Genomic DNA, 21100 nt, shown 5'->3' with positions numbered 1-21100 from the left:
TATTCGGTCTTTCTTCTATCCCCAGAGAGGCTCATTGCCATGAAAAAGACCCGTAATACAAAAGAACAAATTGCGTTTGCGCTAAAGCAGGCCGAAACTGGTACCCGCGTCGGGGAAGTCTGCAGAAAGATGGGGATCTCTGAGGCCACTTTTCACAATTGGAAGAAGAAATTCGCCGGGCTGGGCGTGACGAACTGCGACGTCTGCGGCAGTTGGAGGATTAAAATCAGCGCCTGAAGAAGCTGGTGGTAGACCTGAGACTGGGCAAGGAGATGCTTCAGGAGATATTGAAGCGAAAGTTCTGAGGCCGGCTCAGAAGCGTCAAGCGGTGCATTTCCTGCTGGAAGCTTATCGTATCAGTGTCCGCCGGGGATGCGGCCTGATGATGCAGAGCAGAACTGTCTACCACTGGCAGAGTTGGCGTGATGATCGGGCAATCACCCAACGCATCCGAGTGATAGCGGAACCCGGATACGGTATGGATGTCCGCGTATTCATATCCAGTTGCGGCGCGAGGACTGGCGGGTTAACCATAAGAAAAAAACGTATTTATTGCCTTGAAAGGCCTCAATTTGCGCAGAAAACGCCCTCGCAGGCATGTCAGTGCAGCATGTCGCCAGCAGCGTCCAGCCTTGACGCAGATCGATCCATGAGAGAACGCATTCATCCTTAAATGACATGACTCAGGCTGAATTCATTCGAAGTCTTCAAAAAGACAAAGATCTCTAGTTTATGACTGCATTGATTTGGGGCCAAGGTCAACCTCCAGCCTTGATCATCAATTTTGCTTTGGATGCTTTAGCCCTAGCCTCAGCAAGCGATATTGATGGGTATTTGCCTATGACTAGCGTCTTCTCTCTGCCTTCAAAACGGTAACGCAGGCGCCACACTTTCTTACTGGCAGGAGTAATGAATAAAAAAGCGGCCAGAATCAGAAAGGCGATACCCGATAGATTTCGGCTTTGCAGCCTCTATCTGTTTATGTGGGCATATTGTCCATGTGAATTTATCTATGCCTGAAAAATGCCCGCAAAATAGCGTTACAGTCGATTCGCTTTAGTTCTCTTCGGTTCGCTATGGATGCTTGTTTGAATGGGTTTTATTGCGGATTGGTTCTTTTGAGTTCGCGTCTATTCGCGTTGTGATGGCGTCCCCAGCAGGAATCGAACCTACAACTAGCCCTTAGGAGGGGCTCGTTATATCCATTTAACTATGGGGACGCGGCTGGCGGGCATTATACTCGATTTAGCCGCGTCCATAAGCACTTAGCAGTGCGTTTGCTCAATCCTCCACCACTTCAGCGTGATAGTTCATCCTTTTCATCGTTAAGTTTGACGGCTTTTTTGTCTTTGCCCGGCAGGTCGCTACGAATTTGAGCGTGGCTGATCAGCGCGAAAACAAAGGTGCCGCCGATGATGTTGCCTGCCAGCGTCGGCAGCGCGAAGGGCCAGATAAATGCCTGCCACGACAGCTGCTGATTGAAGACCAAATAAAAAATCTCAGTGGCTCCTGCGACAATATGCGTCAGGCTGCTGGCGGAGATAAGCCAGGTCATGATGATAATCACCAGAATTTTCGCGTTACCGGCGTTCGGCAGCATCCACACCATCGTGGCGATGATCCAGCCGGAGACCATGGCGTTGGCGAACATCTCCTCCGGGGGATTCTCCATCACGTGGAGGGCGATGTCGGAGAATGCATGGCGCACCTCCGCGCTAAAGACGGGCAGTGCAGTGTACCCCAACGCCGCCAGTGCGGTGCCGATAAGATTGCCGAACAGCACGATCCCCCACAGACGCAATAACAGGCGAAAGTTATGCATGCTGGGTTGATGCATAATCGGCAGTACGGCCGTGACGGTGTTTTCCGTAAACAGCTGCTGACGCGCCATGATGACGATGATGAAGCCGAGGGTGTAACCGAAACTCTCCAGCAGGTGCGCTCCCGTCACGCCCTTTAGCTCGGCGTGAAGCAGGCCCATGGCGATAAGCGATGTCCCCATCGACAGTCCGGCGGCGATGGCGGACCACAAAAGCGCTCGGCCATCTCGCACCAGCTCTTTTTGACCCTCCTGCCGGATACGCTCATGGATAGCGGCGGCCGGGGAGGGCAGGGAATGTTCATCCACGACGATGTCTTGTCCCTGACGGCTTTCGTGACTCTCTACGCTGCGATGGTTCTTTGAACGAGGATCATTCATAACTAATTTTTCCGTTAGCATCGTGTTGGCGGAAACTGACTTATAAGCATAGTCAGTCTTCATTGCCGCGCCGTTTTTTCAGAGAGAGGGAAAGGGGAGCACAAACGCGGTCGGACTCTCGGTATGACGCCGTACCCATCCCTTAGGCCGCATCCGGGTAAAAAAGAGCGCTGGCAGCAGTTCGTGTTAATGATCCATGAGGACAGAATGTGGTATTAGCTTTTACGTCCTTCAATGATGTTTGGGGGATGGCGGTCTGCCTGCGATCACCTGACGGCTTTGCTGATGCCGCTCAGCATGAAGATCCGCATCAGGCCTGTTTATCCGTGCTGTAACCGGCGGAGTCAGCCGCCTTACTGAGGTGTTAAGACGTACGTCGGCATCGCGTCGCCGGTTAACGTAGCGGACGTGAATTTACCGTATGGTGATACACTAAATGCGGCATGACGTTTCCGCCTTCGTCGGTAAACGGTGCCTTTTTACAAGGGCATACAAAAATTAAGCAGGGAGAAAGGTTATGAATTTCCGCCTCGGGGGAGTGGTTTTAGCAAGTCTGTTGCTCGTTGCGTGCGCCAGTTCCAGAGATACCACGCAGCAGGGGCGTTCAGATCCTCTGGAAGGCTTCAACCGAAGCATGTTCAGTTTTAACTACTATCTGTTGGATCCTTATCTGGTGCGACCCGCTGCCGTGGTCTGGCGTGATTACGTCCCGCATCCCGCCCGTAACGGTTTGACGAACTTCTTCGATAACCTGTCGGAGCCGGCCGCGATGGTGAACTATTTCGCCGAAGGCAAACCGTACGAAGCGATGATCCATTTCAACCGTTTCTTCCTTAATACTATCGTCGGGATGGGCGGTCTGATTGATGTCGCCACGATGGCTAATCCTAAGCTGGCGAAAAAAGAAGAGCCTCGTCGCTTCGGAAGCACATTGGGGCATTACGATGTGGGCTACGGCCCCTACGTAGTGTTGCCGGGATATGGCAGCGCAACGCTGCGTGAAGACGGCGGGAATTTCGTCGATACGCTTTACCCGCCGTTAAGCTACCTCACATTTTGGATGTCTGCGGGTAAATGGATGATTGAAGGATTAGAGACGCGCGCTCAACTGCTGGACTCCGATGGTTTGCTGAAGAACTCATCTGACCCTTATCTGATGATGCGTGAAGCCTACTTCCAGCGCCACGATTTCCTGGCGAGTGGGGGAGCCGCGCCGCCGCCGGTGAACCCGAATGCCAAAGAAATTGAAGGCAGCCTTCAGGAAATCGACGCGCAATAAATACTCACCTCGCCCTTCCGTTTAGCGGCGCCTTCGGGCGCCCTAATTCGTGGTTTTTACAAGACTCGTCTTTTAGATCTTCACATAAGAGATTGTTTGTGAGAAGTTACCGGTCTGTTGAATGTTTATTTAATTACATAAATTTATTTTCATCAGCCATGTAACAATAATGCTACCCTGTTTGTGAGAGTGACGTTTCAGCAGCTCTGAACGGGCAGCCAGACTCGTTTTGATCTAGCATAAAATTGACCAAAAGCAGTCTTACTGCTCTTTCACCACTTCTGTACCGTTATCTTGCTCGTCGGGATGGGATGACTTTGTTTCACCTGCAGGGATAACAATTCACATTAAGAGATGTAAAGCATGAAAAAACTACTCATTTCGGTCCTCTGTTTAGGGATCATGGGAGTAACGCAATCTGCCGTGGCAGAAGAGGATAAAACCGTGGATGTAGTACTGATCGGCGGCGGCGTTATGAGTGCAACATTGGGCACCTACCTGCAAGAGTTGGAGCCCAACTGGACCATTAATATGGTCGAGCGTATGGATAACGTTGCCCAGGAAAGTTCAAACGGCTGGAATAATGCGGGTACCGGACACTCTGCTTTTATGGAGTTGAACTATACCCCGGAAAAACCCGATGGCTCGGTCGAAATCGTCAAAGCCGTTGAAATCAGCGAAGCATTTGAAATCTCCCGCGAGTTCTGGTCCTATCAGGTTAAAAATAACGTGATGAAGGATCCCACCTCCTTTATCAACAGCGTTCCCCATATTAGCTTTGTCTGGGGCGACGACAACGTCGACTTCCTGCACAAACGCTACAATGCACTGCAGCACAGCACGCTTTTCCGCGGTATGGAATTCACCAACGACGCCAACACTATTAAAGAGTGGGCTCCGCTGGTAATGGAAGGCCGCGATCCGAATCAGAAAGTCGCCGCTACCCGTATGCCGATTGGTACTGACGTTAACTATGGCGAAGTGACACGCCAGCTGGTTGACTCCATGAAGCAGAATCCGAACTTCTCTTTGCAGCTGAATCATGAAGTCCGTGACCTGAAACGTAACAGTGATAACACCTGGAACGTCGTGGTTGCCGACCTGAAAAATGATGGCAAAGAAAGCGTGATTAAAGCGAAATTTGTCTTCATCGGCGCAGGCGGCGCGGCGCTGCAGTTACTGCAGAAATCCGGCATTCCTGAAGCAGACAACTACGGCGGCTTCCCGGTCGGCGGCGAGTTCTTGGTGACGGATAATCCTGAAGTTGTGAAACGTCACATGGCGAAAGTCTACGGTAAAGCGTCCGTAGGGGCTCCGCCGATGTCCGTTCCGCATCTGGATACCCGTATCTTCAACGGCAAACAAGTCGTCCTGTTTGGGCCGTTCGCGACCTTCTCCAGCAAATTCCTGAAAAATGGTTCGCTGTGGGATCTGTTCGCATCAGTCAGCACCTCCAACCTGATGCCGATGGTGCATGTTGGTCTGGATAACTTCGATCTGGTGAAATACCTGATCAGCCAGGTGATGATGAACGACGACGATCGTTTCGCCGCGTTGCAGGAATACTTCCCGAACGCGAAGAAAGAAGACTGGAAGCTGAGCGTTGCCGGTCAGCGTGTACAGGTCATCAAGAAAGACGCAGATAAAGGCGGCGTGCTGAAACTGGGTACTGAAATCGTCAGCTCTCAGGATGGCACTATCGCTGCGCTGTTGGGCGCCTCTCCGGGTGCTTCTACCGCTGCGCCGATCATGCTGGACGTGCTGAAGAAGGTCTTCAAGACCCAAATCGCAACGCCGGAATGGCAGGCTAAGCTGAAGGAAATCATTCCTTCTTACGGTGAAAAATTGGATGGCGATATTGAGCTGACCAACAAGATCCGTAGCTACACCAGCAGCACACTGAAACTGAACTACATGGAAGTGAAACCGGAGTAATTCCGATTCTGCTTCAATTGTTCGTCAAAAAGGCCGCGTAAGCGGCCTTTTTTGATCGTCTCAAAGACGTGAATACATGAAGTGTTACCGCGCGCTGAAAAACTGCTGGCGCGGGATGAACCGATCAGAAGCGATAGTTCAGGTTGATGCCGTACAGCCAGGCGGTGCCTTTCGAGGTAAAGCTGTAGGTCGCCGGCGAGTTGTCAGCCACTTTTTCGTTAATGGTCACGGTTTTCCCGTGCATGTAAGAGATGCCCAGATCGACGGAGGCGTCCTTGTTAAACGCATAGGTGGTTCCGGCGCTAATCCAGAAGCGGTCCTGGTCTGGGATCGAGACAGAACGGTTCTCCGCCGGTACCGGGCTATCGTCAAATGCGATGCCGGTACGGAAAGTCCAGGTGTCATCGTAATAGTAAGTCGTGCCGAGCGCCATGCGATACGCGTCGCGGAAATGTTCCTGCTTCTCGAACAACTGCTGATTATTGCTGCCGGTGGCTCTCAGTTCTTCGAACTGACTCCAACGGGTGTAGGTAAAGCTGTAGTGAACTGCCCATTTCGGCGCGACACGGTGGTAGGTGGAGAACTCCCACATTTCCGGCAGCGACAGCGTCAGCGCGCCAGGAATGTATTCGCCGCCGGTGCCCGTTGTGGTGTTGGTGGCGATAATGCGAGGCAGATCGTTTTTATAATCGCCCTTGAAGTCGATATCGACTTTGGAACGATAGGTCAGACCCATGCGGTTATTATTGTCGACTTCATACAGAAGACCGGCGTTCCAGCCATAACCCCACTCTTCACCTTCCAGATGCGCTATCTCGGAAGAAGGGCCGTTAACCACGCCCGCCAGACCGCCTCGTGAGACAGGGATATACGCCAGCTCGCCTGCGGTACGCACAATTTTTGCTTTCGCATAAACCGCGTCAACGCCCAATCCAAGGCTGAAGTGCGGGTTCAGACGATAAGCGGCGCTAAGATTAAGGTTGGAAGTCAGCAGTTTGGTCGTGCCGCCGATAGAGCCCGCGGCGTAGTCGGAGGGAAACTCCGTCGACAGTCCATAGTTAGTGACAGCGGAGGCGCCGACGGACCAGCGATCGTTCAGCGGCATGATGTAGTGCAGGTTAGGCACCCATTGCGCTGGCGCGATGTTGTGAGCGCTGGTATCCCCGCGGCCCGTCAGAGAGTTTTGACCCTGCAGATTAACGTCCGGATCGATATAAATGGCACCGATAGAGAACGCGGGGCGGTCAAACAAGGCCATCGTGGCCGGGTTGCGGCTGCCGGACGTCGCGTTATCAGCGACGGCGCCTTCGCCTGAGAATGCGCGTCCCAGTCCGGACGAGGAGTATTCATTAAGCTGGAAACCTGCGGCGGATGCTTGGCTGGATAACAGCGCTAGAGCCACAGCAAGCGATGTTTTTTTCAGCAGGCCTTTCTGGTGCATGACCAAAACCTCATTGTATTTTGTTATTGAGCGCTGTTACTTCGTGAAACTGTAACAAAAGGACGCGCATTGTAGGTTGGCTACTCTTTGTGACAAATCAGACCAGTTACAAAAAGATTCGATTATCAATATTTCGATCTGTAGTTGTTTTTATTTTGTTAAATAAATGGAGTGATATTTAAGGGATTTCCGCAGGCGAGGGGGGATGACAACGGTGTAGCGGGAAAACAAAGGTGAAAGGGAGGAGCCGCTAATGTCCTTAGTATCAGTAAGTCCTAGTGCTCCGGCGATGCGACGGGTAAAATAATGTCGAAATGACCTTTTACGATCCGGAACATGCCTGCCCTTCAGGTATGACCGCAGAGGAGCCTTGTAATGACTAATCCAATAAACAAATGCAGCGCTGAAGAAACGGCCGCCTGTTGCTGTGTCGATGTCGGTACCATCATGGACAATACCGACTGCACCGCTTCGTACAGCCGTGTGTTTGCTGACCGCGCAGAAGCGGAAGCCATGCAAAAGGTACTGACCGACAAAGCTCGTTCCGTGGAATCCGAGCCCTGCGTTATCGACAGCACGTTCGCCGACGTAGAGGGCGGCGTGAAGATGGATATCGACTTCACTTTCGCCTGCCAGGCGGAAACCCTGATTTTCCAGCTGGGCCTGCGCTAAGCTTTTCGTCTCGGAGGGGCTTCCCGCCGAATAGCGACAGCCGGACTTCCCGGCGTCGCTCCTTACGTCAAATGGTGCTGATTTCCGAAGGAGATTCTCCAGTGAGAATATCCTCAGCGAAGCGCGCGCCGAACTATGCTGGAAGATATCGGTCTGAATAGGCAGGCCAATGTCTGATCGTGTGGTGAGAGTGCGAATATTCATCGGCACAAAAAACAACACCATGTTTTGTTTTCTGTGTGGACGATGGGACCGTATCTTTGTAATTCGCTGAAAAGTAATGAATTTAAAGAATCTTCTTTGCGCGGCCATGTGTTCATCGTTCGCCGGAGAAGGGCGTTCGGTTGCTATCGGCAGCCAATTGGAGTAAAAAAATGCGCTTCCGTCTGGTTAAAACGCCAGCAATGAGCTCCTGAACCGTGTGTTTCCGTCGGTCAGGCACAGCCGAATGCACGAGCGTCGGCTGCGCCTGTTACCTCGTTACGCGCACAGCTTCTTCATTAATATAGCGGTGTAATATGCAAGTTTTGATCATGCGTCACGGCGATGCCGTACCTGACGCAGCCAGTGATGCGCTTCGTCCTCTCAGTGCTCGTGGATGTGATGAATCTCGTCAGATGGCCGCCTGGTTGTCTAGCCAGGGTATCGACGTCGACCGCGTTCTGGTCAGCCCATTCCTGCGCGCGCAGCAAACGCTGCAGGCCGTCAGGGAAGCATGGCAACTGCCGGTCAAGGACGAGTGCCTGCCGGAGCTGACGCCGGGCGGCAGCGCTGAACAGGTACGTGACTATCTGGAAGTGTTGGCGGCTCAGGGTGTGGGGGCAGTGCTGGTGATCTCGCATCTGCCGCTGGTCGGTTATCTGGTCGCGGCACTGTGTCCGCAAGAAACGGCCCCGATGTTCGCCACCTCGGCCGTGGCCGACGTTCAGTTCGACGCCTCCGGCGCAGGTGTATGCCAGTGGCAGGTCAGCCCGGCCCAGCTGGTCGCTAACGCCGCCAAAGCCAAATAAATAAGCCCGCTCAAGCCTCATCGGTCGGTATGCCTGTAGCAGGGCATACCGGCACCGCACGACGTCTCTCCCATATTCACCCTGATGAGTTTTCCCCCGTACGCCATATGTTGGCCATACAAGGTTTTGCCGCGATCTAAAGGCCGCATGAGTCAGATTCATTGAGGGGCGGCGAGATGCGCCACGGGAAAATGGAAGAACAGGTGGGCGGCAATTTGCCGCCGACATGTTGGGAGCGTTATCTGGCGTTGCTATCGAGCGTCACCAGTACGAGTAATGCAGCGTCGCCGCCGAATTCGCGCGGGGCCTGATGGAAAGCCACAACGTCGGGGTGCTGAGCCAGCCACAGCGGCGTTTGCTGTTTAAGTATATGTTTGCCATGGCCGTGCATGACGCAGGCGCAGTAGACATGCTCCCGGCGGCAGGCGGCCAGCAGCGCGCCCAGCTCCTGCTTGGCTTCCTGTTGAGTCAGGCCATGCAGATCCAAAAACAGCTCCGGCGGATAATCCCCTCGGCGCAGCTTTTTCAATTCATAGTGGCTGGCGCCGGAGCGAATGTAGCGAACCGGGCCGTCATTTTCCAATAGCGGTTGAAACTCATCCGAAAAATAAAAGCAGGCGTCGCGCTGCTCCTGCATGGCTTTACGCGGCGGCACTTCTGAGAGTTTGCGGCGCGGCGGTTGATAGCGATAGGTGTCCTGAGTCAGACGTCTGGCGCCTGCGACCGAAGCGCGAAAAAGCGCCTGCTCCTCCTCATCCAGCCTGTATTTGTTTTTCATCAGCGCTGTACTCTGCCTTAGTTTTTCCTAAGTGTACCTTTTCTTGCGCGCTCCGCTAAGGCTTGAGGGGCCGCAGGACGGTGATATCTGCTGATTTGTCGCAGGCTTCATGGCAAACTAGGCGGCAATTTGATTTTCAGAGATGTCTGCGGAGGACAACCTTGGACAAAATTTTCGTCGATGAAGCGGTCAACGATCTGCATACCCTTCAGGATATGTTGCGTTGGACGGTCAGCCGGTTTAACGCCGCACAGGTCTATTACGGTCATGGCACCGACAATTCTTGGGATGAGGCGCTGCAGCTGGTGCTGCCGAGTCTGTATCTTCCCCTCGATATCCCCGAAGACATGTACCGCGCCCGCCTGACGTCCGGCGAGCGTCATCGCATTGTGGAACGCGTGATCCGCCGTATCAACGAACGTATCCCCGTCGCTTATCTCACCAACAAAGCCTGGTTCTGCGGACTGGAATTTTACGTCGATGAGCGCGTGTTGGTGCCGCGCTCGCCGATTGGTGAGCTGATTAATAACGGCTTTGAACCGCTGTTGAACCACGAACCGCATCATATTCTGGATCTCTGCACCGGCAGCGGCTGCATCGCCATCGCCTGCGCGCAGGCTTTCCCGGAAGCGGAAGTCGACGCGGTCGATATCTCCAGCGATGTACTGTCGGTAACCGAGCAGAATATTGAACAGCATGGCATGGAGCATCACGTCACGCCGATCCGTTCTGATCTGTTCCGCGACCTGCCGACCACGCCTTACGATCTGATCGTCACCAATCCGCCTTATGTCGATGAAGAAGACATGGCGGACCTGCCGGACGAGTTCCGCCATGAACCTGAGCTGGGACTGGCCGCCGGGAGCGATGGCCTGAAGCTGGTACGTCGCATTCTGGCCCGCGCCACCGAATACCTCAGCGAAGAGGGCGTGCTGATCTGCGAAGTGGGCAACAGCATGGTGCATCTGATCGACCAATATCCCGATATTCCGTTTACCTGGCTGGAATTCGAACACGGCGGCGATGGCGTATTCATGTTGACTCGCGCACAACTGCTGGAATGCCAGTCGCACTTCAGCCTGTATCGCGACTAACATATTGACAGGATGCGGGCGCGGATAGCCCGCCTGACGATCTCTTATTTAATGAAGTAAAGGAGCCGTGATGGCAGGAAACAGTATTGGGCAATTTTTCCGCGTCACCACCTTTGGTGAGTCCCACGGTATTGCCTTGGGTTGTGTGGTGGACGGCGTTCCGCCGGGCATTCCATTAACTGAAGCTGATTTGCAGCACGATCTGGACCGTCGTCGTCCGGGCACCTCTCGCTATACCACCCAGCGCCGTGAGCCAGATCAGGTGCGCATTTTGTCTGGGGTGTTCGACGGCGTAACGACCGGGACCAGCATTGGCCTACTGATCGAAAATACCGATCAGCGCTCGCAGGACTACAGCGCGATTAAAGATCTGTTCCGTCCCGGACATGCCGACTACACCTACGAGCAGAAATACGGTCAGCGCGACTATCGCGGCGGCGGTCGTTCTTCCGCGCGTGAAACGGCAATGCGCGTCGCGGCGGGCGCGATCGCCAAGAAATACCTGCAACTCCAGCACGGCGTGAATATCCGCGGCTGTTTGACGCAGATGGGCGATATCCACTGTGAACTGAAAGCGTGGGATCAGGTTGAACAGAACCCGTTCTTCTGCCCCGATCCGTCCAAGCTGGAAGCGCTGGATGAACTGATGCGCGCGTTGAAGAAAGAGGGCGACTCTATCGGCGCACGCGTGACGGTGGTGGCCGAGTCCGTGCCCGCGGGGCTGGGCGAGCCGGTATTCGACCGGCTGGATGCGGATTTGGCGCATGCGCTGATGAGCATCAACGCCGTGAAGGGCGTCGAAATCGGCGACGGTTTTGCGGTCGTGGGGAAACGCGGCAGCGAAAACCGCGACGAGATTACGCCGGACGGTTTCCAGAGTAATCATGCGGGCGGCATTCTGGGCGGTATCAGCAGCGGTCAGGCGGTCGTGGCGCATCTGGCGCTCAAGCCGACGTCCAGCATCATGGTGCCGGGACGCACGATCACCCGCACGGGCGAAGCGACGGAAATGGTCACCCGTGGGCGTCACGATCCCTGCGTGGGTATTCGCGCCGTGCCCATCGCCGAGGCGATGATGGCTATCGTGTTGATGGACCATTTATTACGCCAGCGCGCGCAGTGCGCGGACGTGAACACTTCAGTTCCCCGTTGGTAACCCGTATATGAAAACAGCTTTGATAGGTTTGATGGCGCTGCTCTGCTGCGCCGCGGCTGGGGCAGCGACGCCCTGGCAGGAGATCACCCATCCGGTGCCCGGACGCCCGCAGGCGATAGGCTCATTCGCTAACGGCTGCATCATCGGCGCGCAATCACTGCCGTTGCAGGCGACTGACTATCAGGTGATGCGGGTCGATCAGCGTCGCTACTTCGGCCATCCGGATCTGCTGGCGTTTATTCATCGCCTCAGCGCCAGCGTACATCGCCAGAACGGCGGTATCGTGCTGGTCGGAGACATGGGGATGCCGGCGGGCGGCCGTTTCAGCAGCGGACACGCCAGCCATCAGTCCGGTCTGGACGTGGACGTCTGGCTACAGGTGCCTCGTCAGCGCTGGAGCTCGCAGGATCTCTTGAATCCACAACCTATCGATCTGGTTTTACCGGGGGACAAAGCGGTGAATCCACGCCTGTGGAACCATGATGCCCTGACGCTGATCAAGACGGCGGCGCAGGACAGCGCGGTGACGCGCATCTTCGTCAACCCGGCGATCAAGCAGCGTCTATGCCAGGAAGCCGGGAGCGATCGCAGCTGGTTGCACAAGGTTCGTCCGTGGTTCGCACACCGTGCTCATATGCACGTTCGTCTGCGTTGCCCGGCGAACAGTCTTGAGTGTCAGGATCAGGATCCGCCGCCGGCGGGCGATGGCTGTGGCGCTGAGTTGCAAAGCTGGTTCCAGCCGCGTAAACCGGGCGCCGTCGCGCCGCAGAAAACTACGCCTCCGCCGCTGCCCGCTTCCTGTCAGGCGTTGCTGAACCGACACTTTGCCGCGGAATAAAACATCATGGATGGTTTGATCTTAGGGCCGGAACTGCTCGGCCTGCTGTTTGCTATTGCCGTCGCAGCGGGATTTATCGATTCCATTGCCGGGGGCGGCGGTTTATTGACGGTCCCCGCGCTGTTGGCGGCAGGGCTATCGCCCGCGCAGGCGCTGGCGACGAATAAACTGCAGGGCGTCGGCGGATCGTTTTCCGCCAGCCTGTACTTTATCCGCCGTGGGGCGGTCGATCTGCGTGAGCAGAAACTGGCGGTGGTCTGTACCTTTCTTGGCGCGATCAGCGGCGCCTGGCTGATTCAGCAGATTCACGCGGATTTCCTGCGCCAGTTGCTGCCGGTGCTGGTGATCGGCATCGGCCTGTATTTTCTGTTGATGCCTAAAATCAGCGACGAAGATCGACAGCGTCGGCTCTCTCCCGTTCCGTTCGCTCTGGTCGGCGGCGCCTGCGTGGGATTCTACGACGGCTTTTTCGGACCGGGCGCAGGATCGTTTTACGCGCTGTCCTACCTGACGCTACGCGGCTTCAATCTGGCGAAGTCCACCGCACACGCCAAGGTGCTCAACTTCACCTCCAATTTCGGCGGTCTGCTGTTCTTCATACTGAGCGGCAAAGTCATGTGGATCATCGGCGGCGTGATGCTCTTGGGGCAAATCATCGGCGCGCGGTTGGGGGCGAAAATGGTGCTCACCAAAGGGCAGAAGTTGATTCGCCCTATGCTGGTGATGGTGTCCGCGCTGATGAGCATCAAACTGATTTATGACAGCCATGGGCAGGACATCGCGCATTGGGTGGGGCAGCTATTCTCATGACCGAACCGGTTAACAACATCATGACACACGATTACGAGCACCTGATTCAGGTGTTTAACGACTGTTTTAGCGAAGATTTTAATACGCGCCTGGTCAAAGGCGAAGACGAACCGATTTACCTCCCGGCCGATGAGCAAACGGATTACCACCGTATTCTGTTCGCCCACGGTTTTTACGCCAGTGCGATGCACGAGATTTCCCATTGGTGCATTGCAGGCGCGGAACGGCGCAAACTCGTGGATTTCGGGTACTGGTACTGTCCCGACGGACGCGACGCGGCCACGCAGCAACAGTTCGAGTCGGTGGAGATTAAACCGCAGGCGCTGGAGTGGATGTTTTGCGTCGCGGCGGCGTTTCCCTTTAACGTGAGCTGCGATAACCTGAACGGCGATGTGACGCCCGATCGCATTGCCTTTCAACGCCGTGTGCACGCGCAGGTGATGCGCTATCTGGAGGAGGGCGTTCCCGAACGTCCGGGCCGCTTAATTCAGGCGCTGCACGCGTTTTATCATACGGCGCCGCTGACCCCGGCGGATTTCCCGTATCCCGCCGATCTCTGCTGAGCGGACGATGGGCAACACTGAACAACCGAGGACAATGAATGATCGCAGAATTTGAATCGCGCATCCTGGCGCTGATTGATGACATGGTGGAGCACGCCAGCGACGATGAGCTTTTTGCCGGGGGATATCTGCGCGGTCATTTGACCTTGGCGGTCGCGGAAGCTGAGGAAAACGGCGAGCATACGGCAGAAGCCTTGTGCAGCCGTGTTGAGGACAGCGTACGCAAGGCCATCAAAAACGGCGAACTGTCTCCGCCGGATCAGGTTCTGGTCAATCAGATGTGGGATCGTCTCTACCAGCAGGCGTCCTCCCAACAGTAACGCAATGATCCTTCCTTTAACCGGTGCCGGATCGCTCCGGCACCGGCACCTTCAAACGCCCAGCCAGAAACACAGCGCATAGAACCACGTCAGTCCGCAGGCAACCGCCAAAAGCACATTGCGAATCAACAGCGCGATCATCACGCAGCCCAGCGCGCCCCACAGATAGGGATTATCCGGGAACGGTCGCAGCGCGTCGTGATGCATGAGGAGTACCGGTCCGCATATCGCGGTCAACATACAGGGTGCGGAATAGTGCAGCGCCTGGCGGATCCACAGCGGTAGCCTCACCGGCACGCGCGGGTCGAGAAACAGATAGCGATTGAAAAACACCACGCCCGCCAGCACAAACAATAAGAACCAACTCATGACGATGCGCCTCCCAGACGTTCGATCACCACAGAACACAGCATGCCGCCGAGACCCCCGATAATGACGGCGCCTTCAACCTGCCAATAAGACAACAGCATCGCGGCGATCAGGGAAAACGCGACGCCGCACAGCGTTCCGATATTTTTTACCATGGGAACAATGATCGTGATAAAGGTCGCTACAATCGAGAAATCGAGATGGTAGCGCTCCAGATCGGGGATCGAGGAAGCCAGTAAAATGCCAGACAGACTGCACATCACCCAGCACAGATAAAAGGTCAGCCCCGCGCCAATGAGATACCCCGGCGACAGTCGGCTGCGATTATCTTTCCCGGCAGCAAGCGCAAACAGTTCATCCGTCAGCAAAAAACCAATGGGAATGCGGAAACGGCTGCTGAGGCGAGAAACGGCGTCTCTGAGGGTCAACCCGTAGATCAGGTGTTGCAGAGTAATCACAAACACGGTCATGACGATGGTCAGCACGTTGGCCCCAGACATCAGTAGCCCCAGCGTGACCAATTGCGCCGCGCCGGCGAAGATTACCGCCGACATGCCGACGCTTTGCCAGAAGGTGAGCCCAGCCTGAACCGCCATCGACCCCGCGAGGATGCCCCAGGGGACCACCGCAAGACACAGCGGTAAGACGGCCACGCAGCCCGTAACGGTGCCCTGCCAGGGAGAGCGGAGGGTTTCCGACACGTTCATACAAAATGTCCTTGTGGGTGTAATAGGTCGCCAAAAGGTAACCCAGGCACCCGAACAAATATTGAAGAAAATTGCGCTCGTAAAACGGTTCAGGCGAGCGGCATGCGATGCCCCGAACGGGTCATCTTTCGCGGGAGGGAAGGGATCTCAATGACCGCGGATCGTCACGCTATTTTCAGCGTGTTATCGCGCGTACAAATTGCCCCGGCGTTACGCCCAGCGCTTTTTTAAAGTGGCGATTAAAGTGACTTTGGTCCGAAAAGCCGCAGCGGACGGAAACATCGGAGAGCGTCGCTCCCTGACGCAGCAGCGTGGTCGCCTTACGCAGCCGGGACTGCACGAGATAGGCATGAGGCGGCATTCCGACCAGGTTTTTGAACTGTCGCAGGAAGTGCCACGGGCTAAGCCCGGCCCGGTTCGCCAGCTCCAGTAACGACAGGTTTTCTTCCGGACAGTCATCCAGCAGCATTTTGACTTCGCGGATGGCGTGGTCGGCTTTCGTCAGTGGACGGACTTCCGTTTGCGTTTTTCCATGACGCATCATCAACCAGACCAGCGACGAGCAGAGCAGGGTTTCCTTTAACAGGGTATTGCCTTCGACGGCCAGGAGCGAGAAGACCATGCGCAGCTGTTCAGACAGGCCCGGATCGTGGGCGACCGCGTGGGGAAACCAGGGCGCGCCGCCTTGATGGTCGTGCATAGTGCTCGACAGGCCGCGCAGCATATCCACCGACGGGTAGATGGCGCGATAGGACCAGCCATCGGCGGTGCCTGCGCAGCCCGTATGGATTTCATCCGCGTTGACCAGAATGATATCGCCCTTGGGCGCGACGTGTTCACCACCGGTGCGGTAGAAACGCTGCGCGCCTTCCTCAATTACGCCGATGCAGAAATTCTCGTGCGAATGGCGGGAAAAACGCTGGTGGTGATAGCGAGCTTGCAGCATGTCCAGCCCGCCCAAGGTGGGGTGATGGCTAAAGTTAGTGTGTTCCTGCGGTGCCTGCTGTCCCATCTCTGCGCTCCCAATACGGTAAAAAGTAGAACGAAATTGCTGTTATGCCCGCCTTAATAGGGACTGGTTATCCGCTGATCACACCGGGCGACGCTTCAACAGCTTTCTGACCCAGAATCGGTTTGGGTTCAGGGCGGCCAGCGTAGCGCTGTCCAGCGGCAACGGTTCTCCGTACATTTGGGCAGCCAGCACCTCCGCCGCCAACGGGGCGGAACAGAGACCGCGGGACCCAAGACCGCCGAGAATAAACAGGTTAGGGTGAACCGGGGCCTGCGCCGGAACGTGCGCCGCCGCCAGCTGCTGAGGGAGCGTCTGATACTGGGCCAGCGTCTGCTCATAGTCAGGGACGGCGCCGACCAGCGGCAGGTGATCGCGCAACGCGCTGCGTACGCCGCATCGCGCGTTGCCGTCGGAGACATCTATCGACGTCGGCCATGACAGCGACGGCAGACAGTCGATTAACCGCTGGCGGTTCTGCTGCTGATCCGCATCGCGATACTCGGTCCCGGAGTCTCCTCGGTGATAGCTGGCGCCGATGCAGTGCTGCTGGTGTCGCGGGCTGATCGGCGTCAGATAGCCATCGTAGCATAGCACCTGTTTAAGAGGACGCAGTTGGGCGTTGCCGGGCACGTGACTCACCTGTCCCCGCACGGCGTAGGTGGGGAGGTGACGCGTCTGTGACCAGTCGCTGAGCTGATGTCCGTTCGCCAGAATGACCGTGGCATGCTGGGCGTTGTCTCCGCTATCCAGCGTCAAACGCCAGCCGTCAGGGGACGACGTGAGCTCGGTGACGGTCGTGTTTAAACGGACCTGCATACCCTGGCGGATCGCCAGCACCAACGCGGCGGCGGTCAGCTCGGCCGGGCACAACCATCCCCCTGACGGATACGTAATGCCGCGATGAACAAGCGGGACGCCGCAGGCCTGAGTCAGCGTCTGCGCGCTGGCTGTATGCACCAGTTCATCAGGCCATTGCCCGGCGAGAATTCGGTCGATTTTGCGCGCGCTTTTATCGTCAAACGCTAACTGGCTGACGCCGCACCACTGGTGTTCGAAGTCTACGCCCTGAGCCGCCAGTGCATCGTAGGTGCGTCGGGCATAGCCGAACGCGCTGGCGAAAAAACGCGACAGCGCATCGTGCTTATCATTGAGCAGCGGATAGAGCGCGCCTTGTCGGTTGCCGGAAGCGCCTTGTCCCACCTGTTCATCGGCGCAATACAAGGTGACTTTGGAGCCACGCCGTTGCAGCGCCAACGCCGTCAACAGGCTGGCGATACCGCCGCCGATGATGGCGACTTCCTGTGGCTGTGTGGCGGCAGGACGATGATACCAGGGCGCGGATTCGGTAACGGGGATGGCTTCTGGTAGATCTCCGCTCAGCATTTCGCGCTTGTGGCCGAATCCTTTGACTTTACAGACATTGAACCCAGCTTCCTGCAATCCTCGACGGACAAAGCCCGCTGCGGTGAAGGTGGCGAAGGTGCCGCCGGGACGGGACAACCGCGCCATCGCGTTGAACAGGTTGGCGGTCCACATGTCCGGGTTTTTCGAGGGGGCGAAACCGTCCAGAAACCAGGCGTCGACCTGATGATTGATGCTCTCATCGAGCTGGGGCAACAGGTCATTGATATCGCCGAACCACAGATCGAGCGTGATGTGACCGTCAGCCAGTATCAGCCGATGGCAGCCGGGGGACATCGTCGGCCAGTGTTGTCGCAGTTCGTCGGCGAACGCGGCCAGTTCGGGCCACTGGGCATGCGCGGCCGCCAGATCGCCTACCTGCAGGGGGTACTTTTCAAAACTGATGTAGTGCAGACGTTGCAAGGTGGCGTCGGGCTGCTCACGGCGGAAATCGGCGAACGCTTGCCATAAGGTCAAGAAATTCAGTCCGGTACCGAATCCGCTTTCCGCTACGGTGAAAGTCGCGCGTGAAGTTTGTGCAAAACGTGCGGGTAAGTGATTGCCCTGTAGAAAGACATAGCGGGTTTCCGCGAGCCCATCCTGGTTGGAAAAATAGACGTCGTCAAACTGTAGCGAAACAGGTGTACCCTGAGAGTTCCAGCTTAGCGAAGCGGTTCGGATGGCGGGCGTAATCACAGCAACTCACTCATAATTCAGGTGGTGGCGGAAGTTTAACGGTCAGCCCCTCAGTGTGCAAATTTGTGCAAAGTTAGGCAGATCGGACTTGTTCAGCTTACAAGTGTAAGCTAAAGTGCTTCGCAGTATCCTAAATGCTTATACAAACGAATGAGGTATTGAATGAAACGTGCAGTGATTACAGGTCTTGGGATCGTATCTAGCATAGGTAATAACCAAGAGGAAGTTCTTGCATCTCTGCGTGAGGGCCGTTCAGGAATCACTTTTTCTCAAGAGATGAAAGATGCCGGCATGCGTAGTCACGTCTGGGGCAACGTTAAACTGGACACGACTGGCCTGATCGACCGTAAGATCGTGCGTTTCATGAATGATGCTGCCATTTATGCCTACCTCTCCATGGAGCAGGCGGTGAAGGATGCGGGTTTGTCCGAAGAAGTTTATCAGAACAACCCGCGTGTGGGTCTGATCGCCGGTTCCGGCGGTGGTTCCCCGCACTATCAGGTACTGGGTGCCGATGCAATGCGTAGCCCGCGCGGCGTGAAAGCTGTGGGTCCGTACGTGGTCACCAAAGCGATGGGCTCTGGCGTTTCCGCCTGTCTGGCCACACCGTTCAAGATCCACGGTATCAACTACTCCATTAGCTCAGCGTGTGCGACTTCCGCACACTGTATCGGTAATGCCGTTGAGCAGATTCAGATGGGTAAACAGGACATCGTGTTTGCCGGTGGCGGCGAAGAGCTGAGCTGGGAGCTGTCCTGCGAGTTTGATGCGATGGGCGCACTGTCCACCAAATACAACGACACGCCGGAAAAAGCCTCTCGTACCTATGATGCGAACCGTGATGGTTTCGTCATTGCTGGCGGCGGCGGTATGGTTGTTGTGGAAGAGCTGGAACACGCGCTGGCGCGTGGCGCTCACATCTATGCTGAAGTCGTGGGCTACGGTGCAACGTCCGATGGCGCCGACATGGTTGCTCCGTCTGGCGAAGGCGCAGTACGCTGCATGAAAATCGCTATGCAGGATATCGAAGGGCCGATCGATTACATCAACACCCACGGAACTTCAACGCCGGTCGGCGATGTGAAGGAACTGGGCGCGATCCGCGAAGTGTTCGGCAACGACACGCCGGCTATCTCCGCAACCAAAGCGATGACGGGTCACTCTTTGGGGGCTGCGGGCGTACAGGAAGCTATCTATACGCTGCTGATGCTGGAGCATAACTTCATCGCGCCGAGCATCAACATCGAAACGCTGGACGAGCAGGGTGAAGGGATGAACATCATCACTGAACCGACCGAACGTGAGCTGAACACCGTGATGTCCAACGGTTTCGGTTTCGGCGGCACCAACGCCGTTCTGGTCATGAGCAAACTCAAGCAGTAAGCGCACTACGCAAACCGGGGCTCCCAGCCCCGGTTATTTTTATCTCGCCTGATTGATTGACGCACGGCCATCCGCTTTTCTACCGCTAACCGCTAACCGCTAACCGCTAACCGCTAACCGCTAACCGCTAACCGCTAACCGCGGGCCTACATCAGTATCCACAGCAAAACGATCACACACACTGCGCACAGAATCAGTACGCCGCGCGGACGGCTGAAGAGTGGCCGCAGTTCGGGGGGCAGGGCTGAGATAAAGGGGCCGTAGATAGGCATCGGCGCTGACGCGGAACCAGCCGTCGCCGTCTCTTTTTCCTGTAGCTGCTGAAGCCGTTTGCTGTAGAGAAACGTGACGACATCGGCAATCTGCATCGGCGTCAACGGCGTCTGCATCCCGGCATTGAAACGAGACTGCGCATAATCCTGCACCATCTGCTGTTCCTGTGCATCCATCGGCTGTTTGAGCGCCGGTTGCAGCGCCGCCAGCGTCGGCGACGTGTGGTTCTGCATCATGGCGACCTGCGTTTGCAGCAGTTGGCTCAGCAACGGGAAGTTTTTAGCGGGGATCGCGTCATTAGGCTTCAGCCCCTGGACATCCATCAGCGCCAGCAACACCTTCGCGGGGGATTCGCCGGTCAGCGTCGTCAGTCGGGTAATCAGCTGATTCAGGCTGTTTTGCTCGGCGGGCAGCAGGCGACGATCCAGCGGCGCGCTGGTTTGCGGCAGCGCGCCGGGTTGCGGCTCGGTGGGAGAAGGCTGGGCCGACGGGGGAAATGTGCCGGGCGGCAACGAGGCGCTCGGCTGCGGCAACTGACCGTTCTGCAACAGCGTGACAACCTGCTGTAGCTGACTGCCGCTCAGTGAACTCAGCACGGTGTGGCCGAACTGCTGGCGGATAAAGTCGCTCACCGCCTGACGGTTGTTGCCCTGCGGCAGCAATTCGGTGAGTTGCTGCAACAGTTGGCGCGTGCCTAACGTATTCTGCACAGAGGTTAGCCGGCTTTGCAGCGCCTGCTCAGCTGTGGGAAAATGACCGGACAGAATCTCGGCACCGCTTTTCAGACCGATGTCGTGACGCATACCGGCCCAGATTTCGGCCGATTTCAGCGAACTTAACGACATGATCTTCGTGATAAGCCGCTCCAGCGATGTGCGCTGCGCAGGCGTCAACGGTGCGTCTTCGCGCGCCGTACCGCCGGTTTTCAGCGGCGTGGTATCAATGTTGCGGTCGCCTGGCAAAGACGTGCCGGGGCTGTTCACGGGCTGCATAACACGATCCTTACCGTGCGGTTTCTGTTCGAAGTGGGATAACAGAAAGAATAGTTGAACGTTATGATAACAACCCCGATCCGTAACGGGTAGTCGGGCAGGGCGTTTGACGTAAAATTTCTGTAACGCGGCGCAACAAGCCGGGCGATTCGCCGGTGTTCCCCCTCGTCG

At 56.2% G+C, this 21100-nt stretch carries 20 protein-coding genes, 1 tRNA gene and 1 pseudogene; 12 read left to right on the top strand and 10 right to left on the bottom strand.

Features of this window, described 5'->3' with window-relative positions; translation table 11 throughout:
- Positions 1-39 precede the first annotated feature (39 nt).
- Positions 40-647, top strand: a pseudogene (locus CKQ53_RS17110) (transposase); the annotation flags it as partial.
- A 111-nt stretch (positions 648-758) separates the two neighbouring features.
- On the opposite strand, the gene CKQ53_RS18860 reads toward CKQ53_RS17110, so the two are convergent.
- The 3 genes from CKQ53_RS18860 to CKQ53_RS17095 form a co-directional block, all read right to left on the bottom strand.
- Entirely contained in the window at positions 759-890 is a 132-nt protein-coding gene (locus CKQ53_RS18860; RefSeq protein ID WP_244200974.1) for an Arm DNA-binding domain-containing protein, read from the bottom strand.
- Positions 891-1145: 255 nt separating this feature from the next.
- Positions 1146-1220: transfer RNA gene (locus tag CKQ53_RS17100), tRNA-Arg, on the bottom strand.
- 77 nt (positions 1221-1297) lie between these two features.
- Positions 1298-2200, bottom strand: a complete 903-nt coding sequence (locus CKQ53_RS17095) for a formate/nitrite transporter family protein (RefSeq protein WP_094117392.1) — start codon at positions 2198-2200, stop codon at positions 1298-1300.
- A gap of 517 nt (positions 2201-2717) precedes the next feature.
- Between CKQ53_RS17095 and mlaA the strand changes: the two genes are divergently transcribed.
- Positions 2718-3479: a phospholipid-binding lipoprotein MlaA gene (gene mlaA, locus CKQ53_RS17090; protein ID WP_085652093.1), complete on the top strand. Its 762-nt coding sequence runs from the start codon at positions 2718-2720 to the stop codon at positions 3477-3479.
- 363 nt (positions 3480-3842) lie between these two features.
- A complete protein-coding gene (gene mqo / locus CKQ53_RS17085) occupies positions 3843-5414 on the top strand; it encodes a malate dehydrogenase (quinone) (RefSeq protein WP_085652092.1) in 1572 nt (523 codons plus the stop codon).
- A 124-nt stretch (positions 5415-5538) separates the two neighbouring features.
- Here the strand turns inward: mqo and fadL are convergent, their stop codons facing one another.
- Positions 5539-6855 (bottom strand): long-chain fatty acid transporter FadL, encoded by a 1317-nt coding sequence (fadL, locus tag CKQ53_RS17080; protein ID WP_094117393.1) that lies wholly within the window; start codon positions 6853-6855, stop codon positions 5539-5541.
- A 375-nt stretch (positions 6856-7230) separates the two neighbouring features.
- Between fadL and CKQ53_RS17075 the strand changes: the two genes are divergently transcribed.
- Together CKQ53_RS17075 and sixA are read left to right on the top strand one after the other, a co-directional pair.
- A complete protein-coding gene (locus tag CKQ53_RS17075; protein ID WP_085652090.1) occupies positions 7231-7527 on the top strand; it encodes a YfcZ/YiiS family protein in 297 nt (98 codons plus the stop codon).
- Positions 7528-8045: 518 nt separating this feature from the next.
- Positions 8046-8537, top strand: coding sequence for a phosphohistidine phosphatase SixA (gene sixA, locus CKQ53_RS17070; RefSeq protein ID WP_085652089.1), 492 nt, complete (start codon positions 8046-8048; stop codon positions 8535-8537).
- Positions 8538-8775: 238 nt separating this feature from the next.
- Here sixA and smrB read toward each other — a convergent pair whose 3' ends face one another.
- A complete protein-coding gene (gene smrB / locus CKQ53_RS17065) occupies positions 8776-9315 on the bottom strand; it encodes an endonuclease SmrB (RefSeq protein WP_094117394.1) in 540 nt (179 codons plus the stop codon).
- A 161-nt stretch (positions 9316-9476) separates the two neighbouring features.
- Here smrB and prmB point away from each other — a divergent pair, with 161 nt between their 5' ends.
- The 6 genes from prmB to CKQ53_RS17035 all read left to right on the top strand — a co-directional run bounded on the left by prmB (position 9477) and on the right by CKQ53_RS17035 (position 14096).
- Complete coding sequence (gene prmB, locus CKQ53_RS17060) at positions 9477-10409, top strand: 50S ribosomal protein L3 N(5)-glutamine methyltransferase (RefSeq protein ID WP_094117395.1); 933 nt, start codon at positions 9477-9479, stop codon at positions 10407-10409.
- Positions 10410-10479: 70 nt separating this feature from the next.
- Positions 10480-11565, top strand: a complete 1086-nt coding sequence (gene aroC, locus CKQ53_RS17055; RefSeq protein ID WP_085652086.1) for a chorismate synthase — start codon at positions 10480-10482, stop codon at positions 11563-11565.
- 7 nt (positions 11566-11572) lie between these two features.
- A complete protein-coding gene (gene mepA, locus CKQ53_RS17050; protein ID WP_085652085.1) occupies positions 11573-12403 on the top strand; it encodes a penicillin-insensitive murein endopeptidase in 831 nt (276 codons plus the stop codon).
- Positions 12404-12409: 6 nt separating this feature from the next.
- Entirely contained in the window at positions 12410-13213 is an 804-nt protein-coding gene (locus tag CKQ53_RS17045; protein ID WP_085652084.1) for a sulfite exporter TauE/SafE family protein, read from the top strand.
- Positions 13210-13776 carry an elongation factor P hydroxylase gene (locus CKQ53_RS17040; RefSeq protein WP_094117396.1) on the top strand — a complete coding sequence of 189 codons (567 nt, stop codon included), beginning with the start codon at positions 13210-13212 and terminating at the stop codon, positions 13774-13776. The genes CKQ53_RS17045 and CKQ53_RS17040 overlap by 4 nt, the downstream gene beginning before the upstream one ends.
- Positions 13777-13814: 38 nt before the next feature.
- The gene (locus CKQ53_RS17035) at positions 13815-14096 is read left to right on the top strand and encodes a YfcL family protein (protein ID WP_026739958.1); all 282 of its coding nucleotides are present in this window, start codon (positions 13815-13817) and stop codon (positions 14094-14096) included.
- A gap of 51 nt (positions 14097-14147) precedes the next feature.
- Here the strand turns inward: CKQ53_RS17035 and CKQ53_RS17030 are convergent, their stop codons facing one another.
- From CKQ53_RS17030 to mnmC, 4 genes are all read right to left on the bottom strand, one after another.
- Positions 14148-14465, bottom strand: a complete 318-nt coding sequence (locus tag CKQ53_RS17030; protein ID WP_085652082.1) for an AzlD domain-containing protein — start codon at positions 14463-14465, stop codon at positions 14148-14150.
- On the bottom strand, positions 14462-15172 hold the full coding sequence (locus CKQ53_RS17025) for an AzlC family ABC transporter permease (RefSeq protein ID WP_094117397.1): 711 nt from the start codon (positions 15170-15172) through the stop codon (positions 14462-14464). Before CKQ53_RS17025 ends, CKQ53_RS17030 begins: the two co-directional genes overlap by 4 nt.
- A 175-nt stretch (positions 15173-15347) precedes the next feature.
- The gene (locus CKQ53_RS17020; RefSeq protein WP_094117398.1) at positions 15348-16184 is read right to left on the bottom strand and encodes a helix-turn-helix transcriptional regulator; all 837 of its coding nucleotides are present in this window, start codon (positions 16182-16184) and stop codon (positions 15348-15350) included.
- Positions 16185-16262: 78 nt separating this feature from the next.
- Positions 16263-18281 (bottom strand): bifunctional tRNA (5-methylaminomethyl-2-thiouridine)(34)-methyltransferase MnmC2/FAD-dependent 5-carboxymethylaminomethyl-2-thiouridine(34) oxidoreductase MnmC1, encoded by a 2019-nt coding sequence (gene mnmC / locus CKQ53_RS17015; protein WP_118895218.1) that lies wholly within the window; start codon positions 18279-18281, stop codon positions 16263-16265.
- Between the two features lie 162 nt (positions 18282-18443).
- On the opposite strand from mnmC, the gene fabB reads away from it, so the two are divergent.
- A complete protein-coding gene (fabB, locus tag CKQ53_RS17010) occupies positions 18444-19664 on the top strand; it encodes a beta-ketoacyl-ACP synthase I (protein WP_085652078.1) in 1221 nt (406 codons plus the stop codon).
- 146 nt (positions 19665-19810) lie between these two features.
- On the opposite strand, the gene flk is transcribed toward fabB, so the two are convergent.
- On the bottom strand, positions 19811-20929 hold the full coding sequence (gene flk / locus CKQ53_RS17005; protein ID WP_118895215.1) for a flagella biosynthesis regulator Flk: 1119 nt from the start codon (positions 20927-20929) through the stop codon (positions 19811-19813).
- Positions 20930-21100 lie beyond the last annotated feature (171 nt).

This window comes from Lonsdalea britannica, assembly GCF_003515985.1.
GTDB lineage: Bacteria > Pseudomonadota > Gammaproteobacteria > Enterobacterales > Enterobacteriaceae > Lonsdalea > Lonsdalea britannica.
This window is presented reverse-complemented; position numbering and strand designations above follow the sequence as displayed.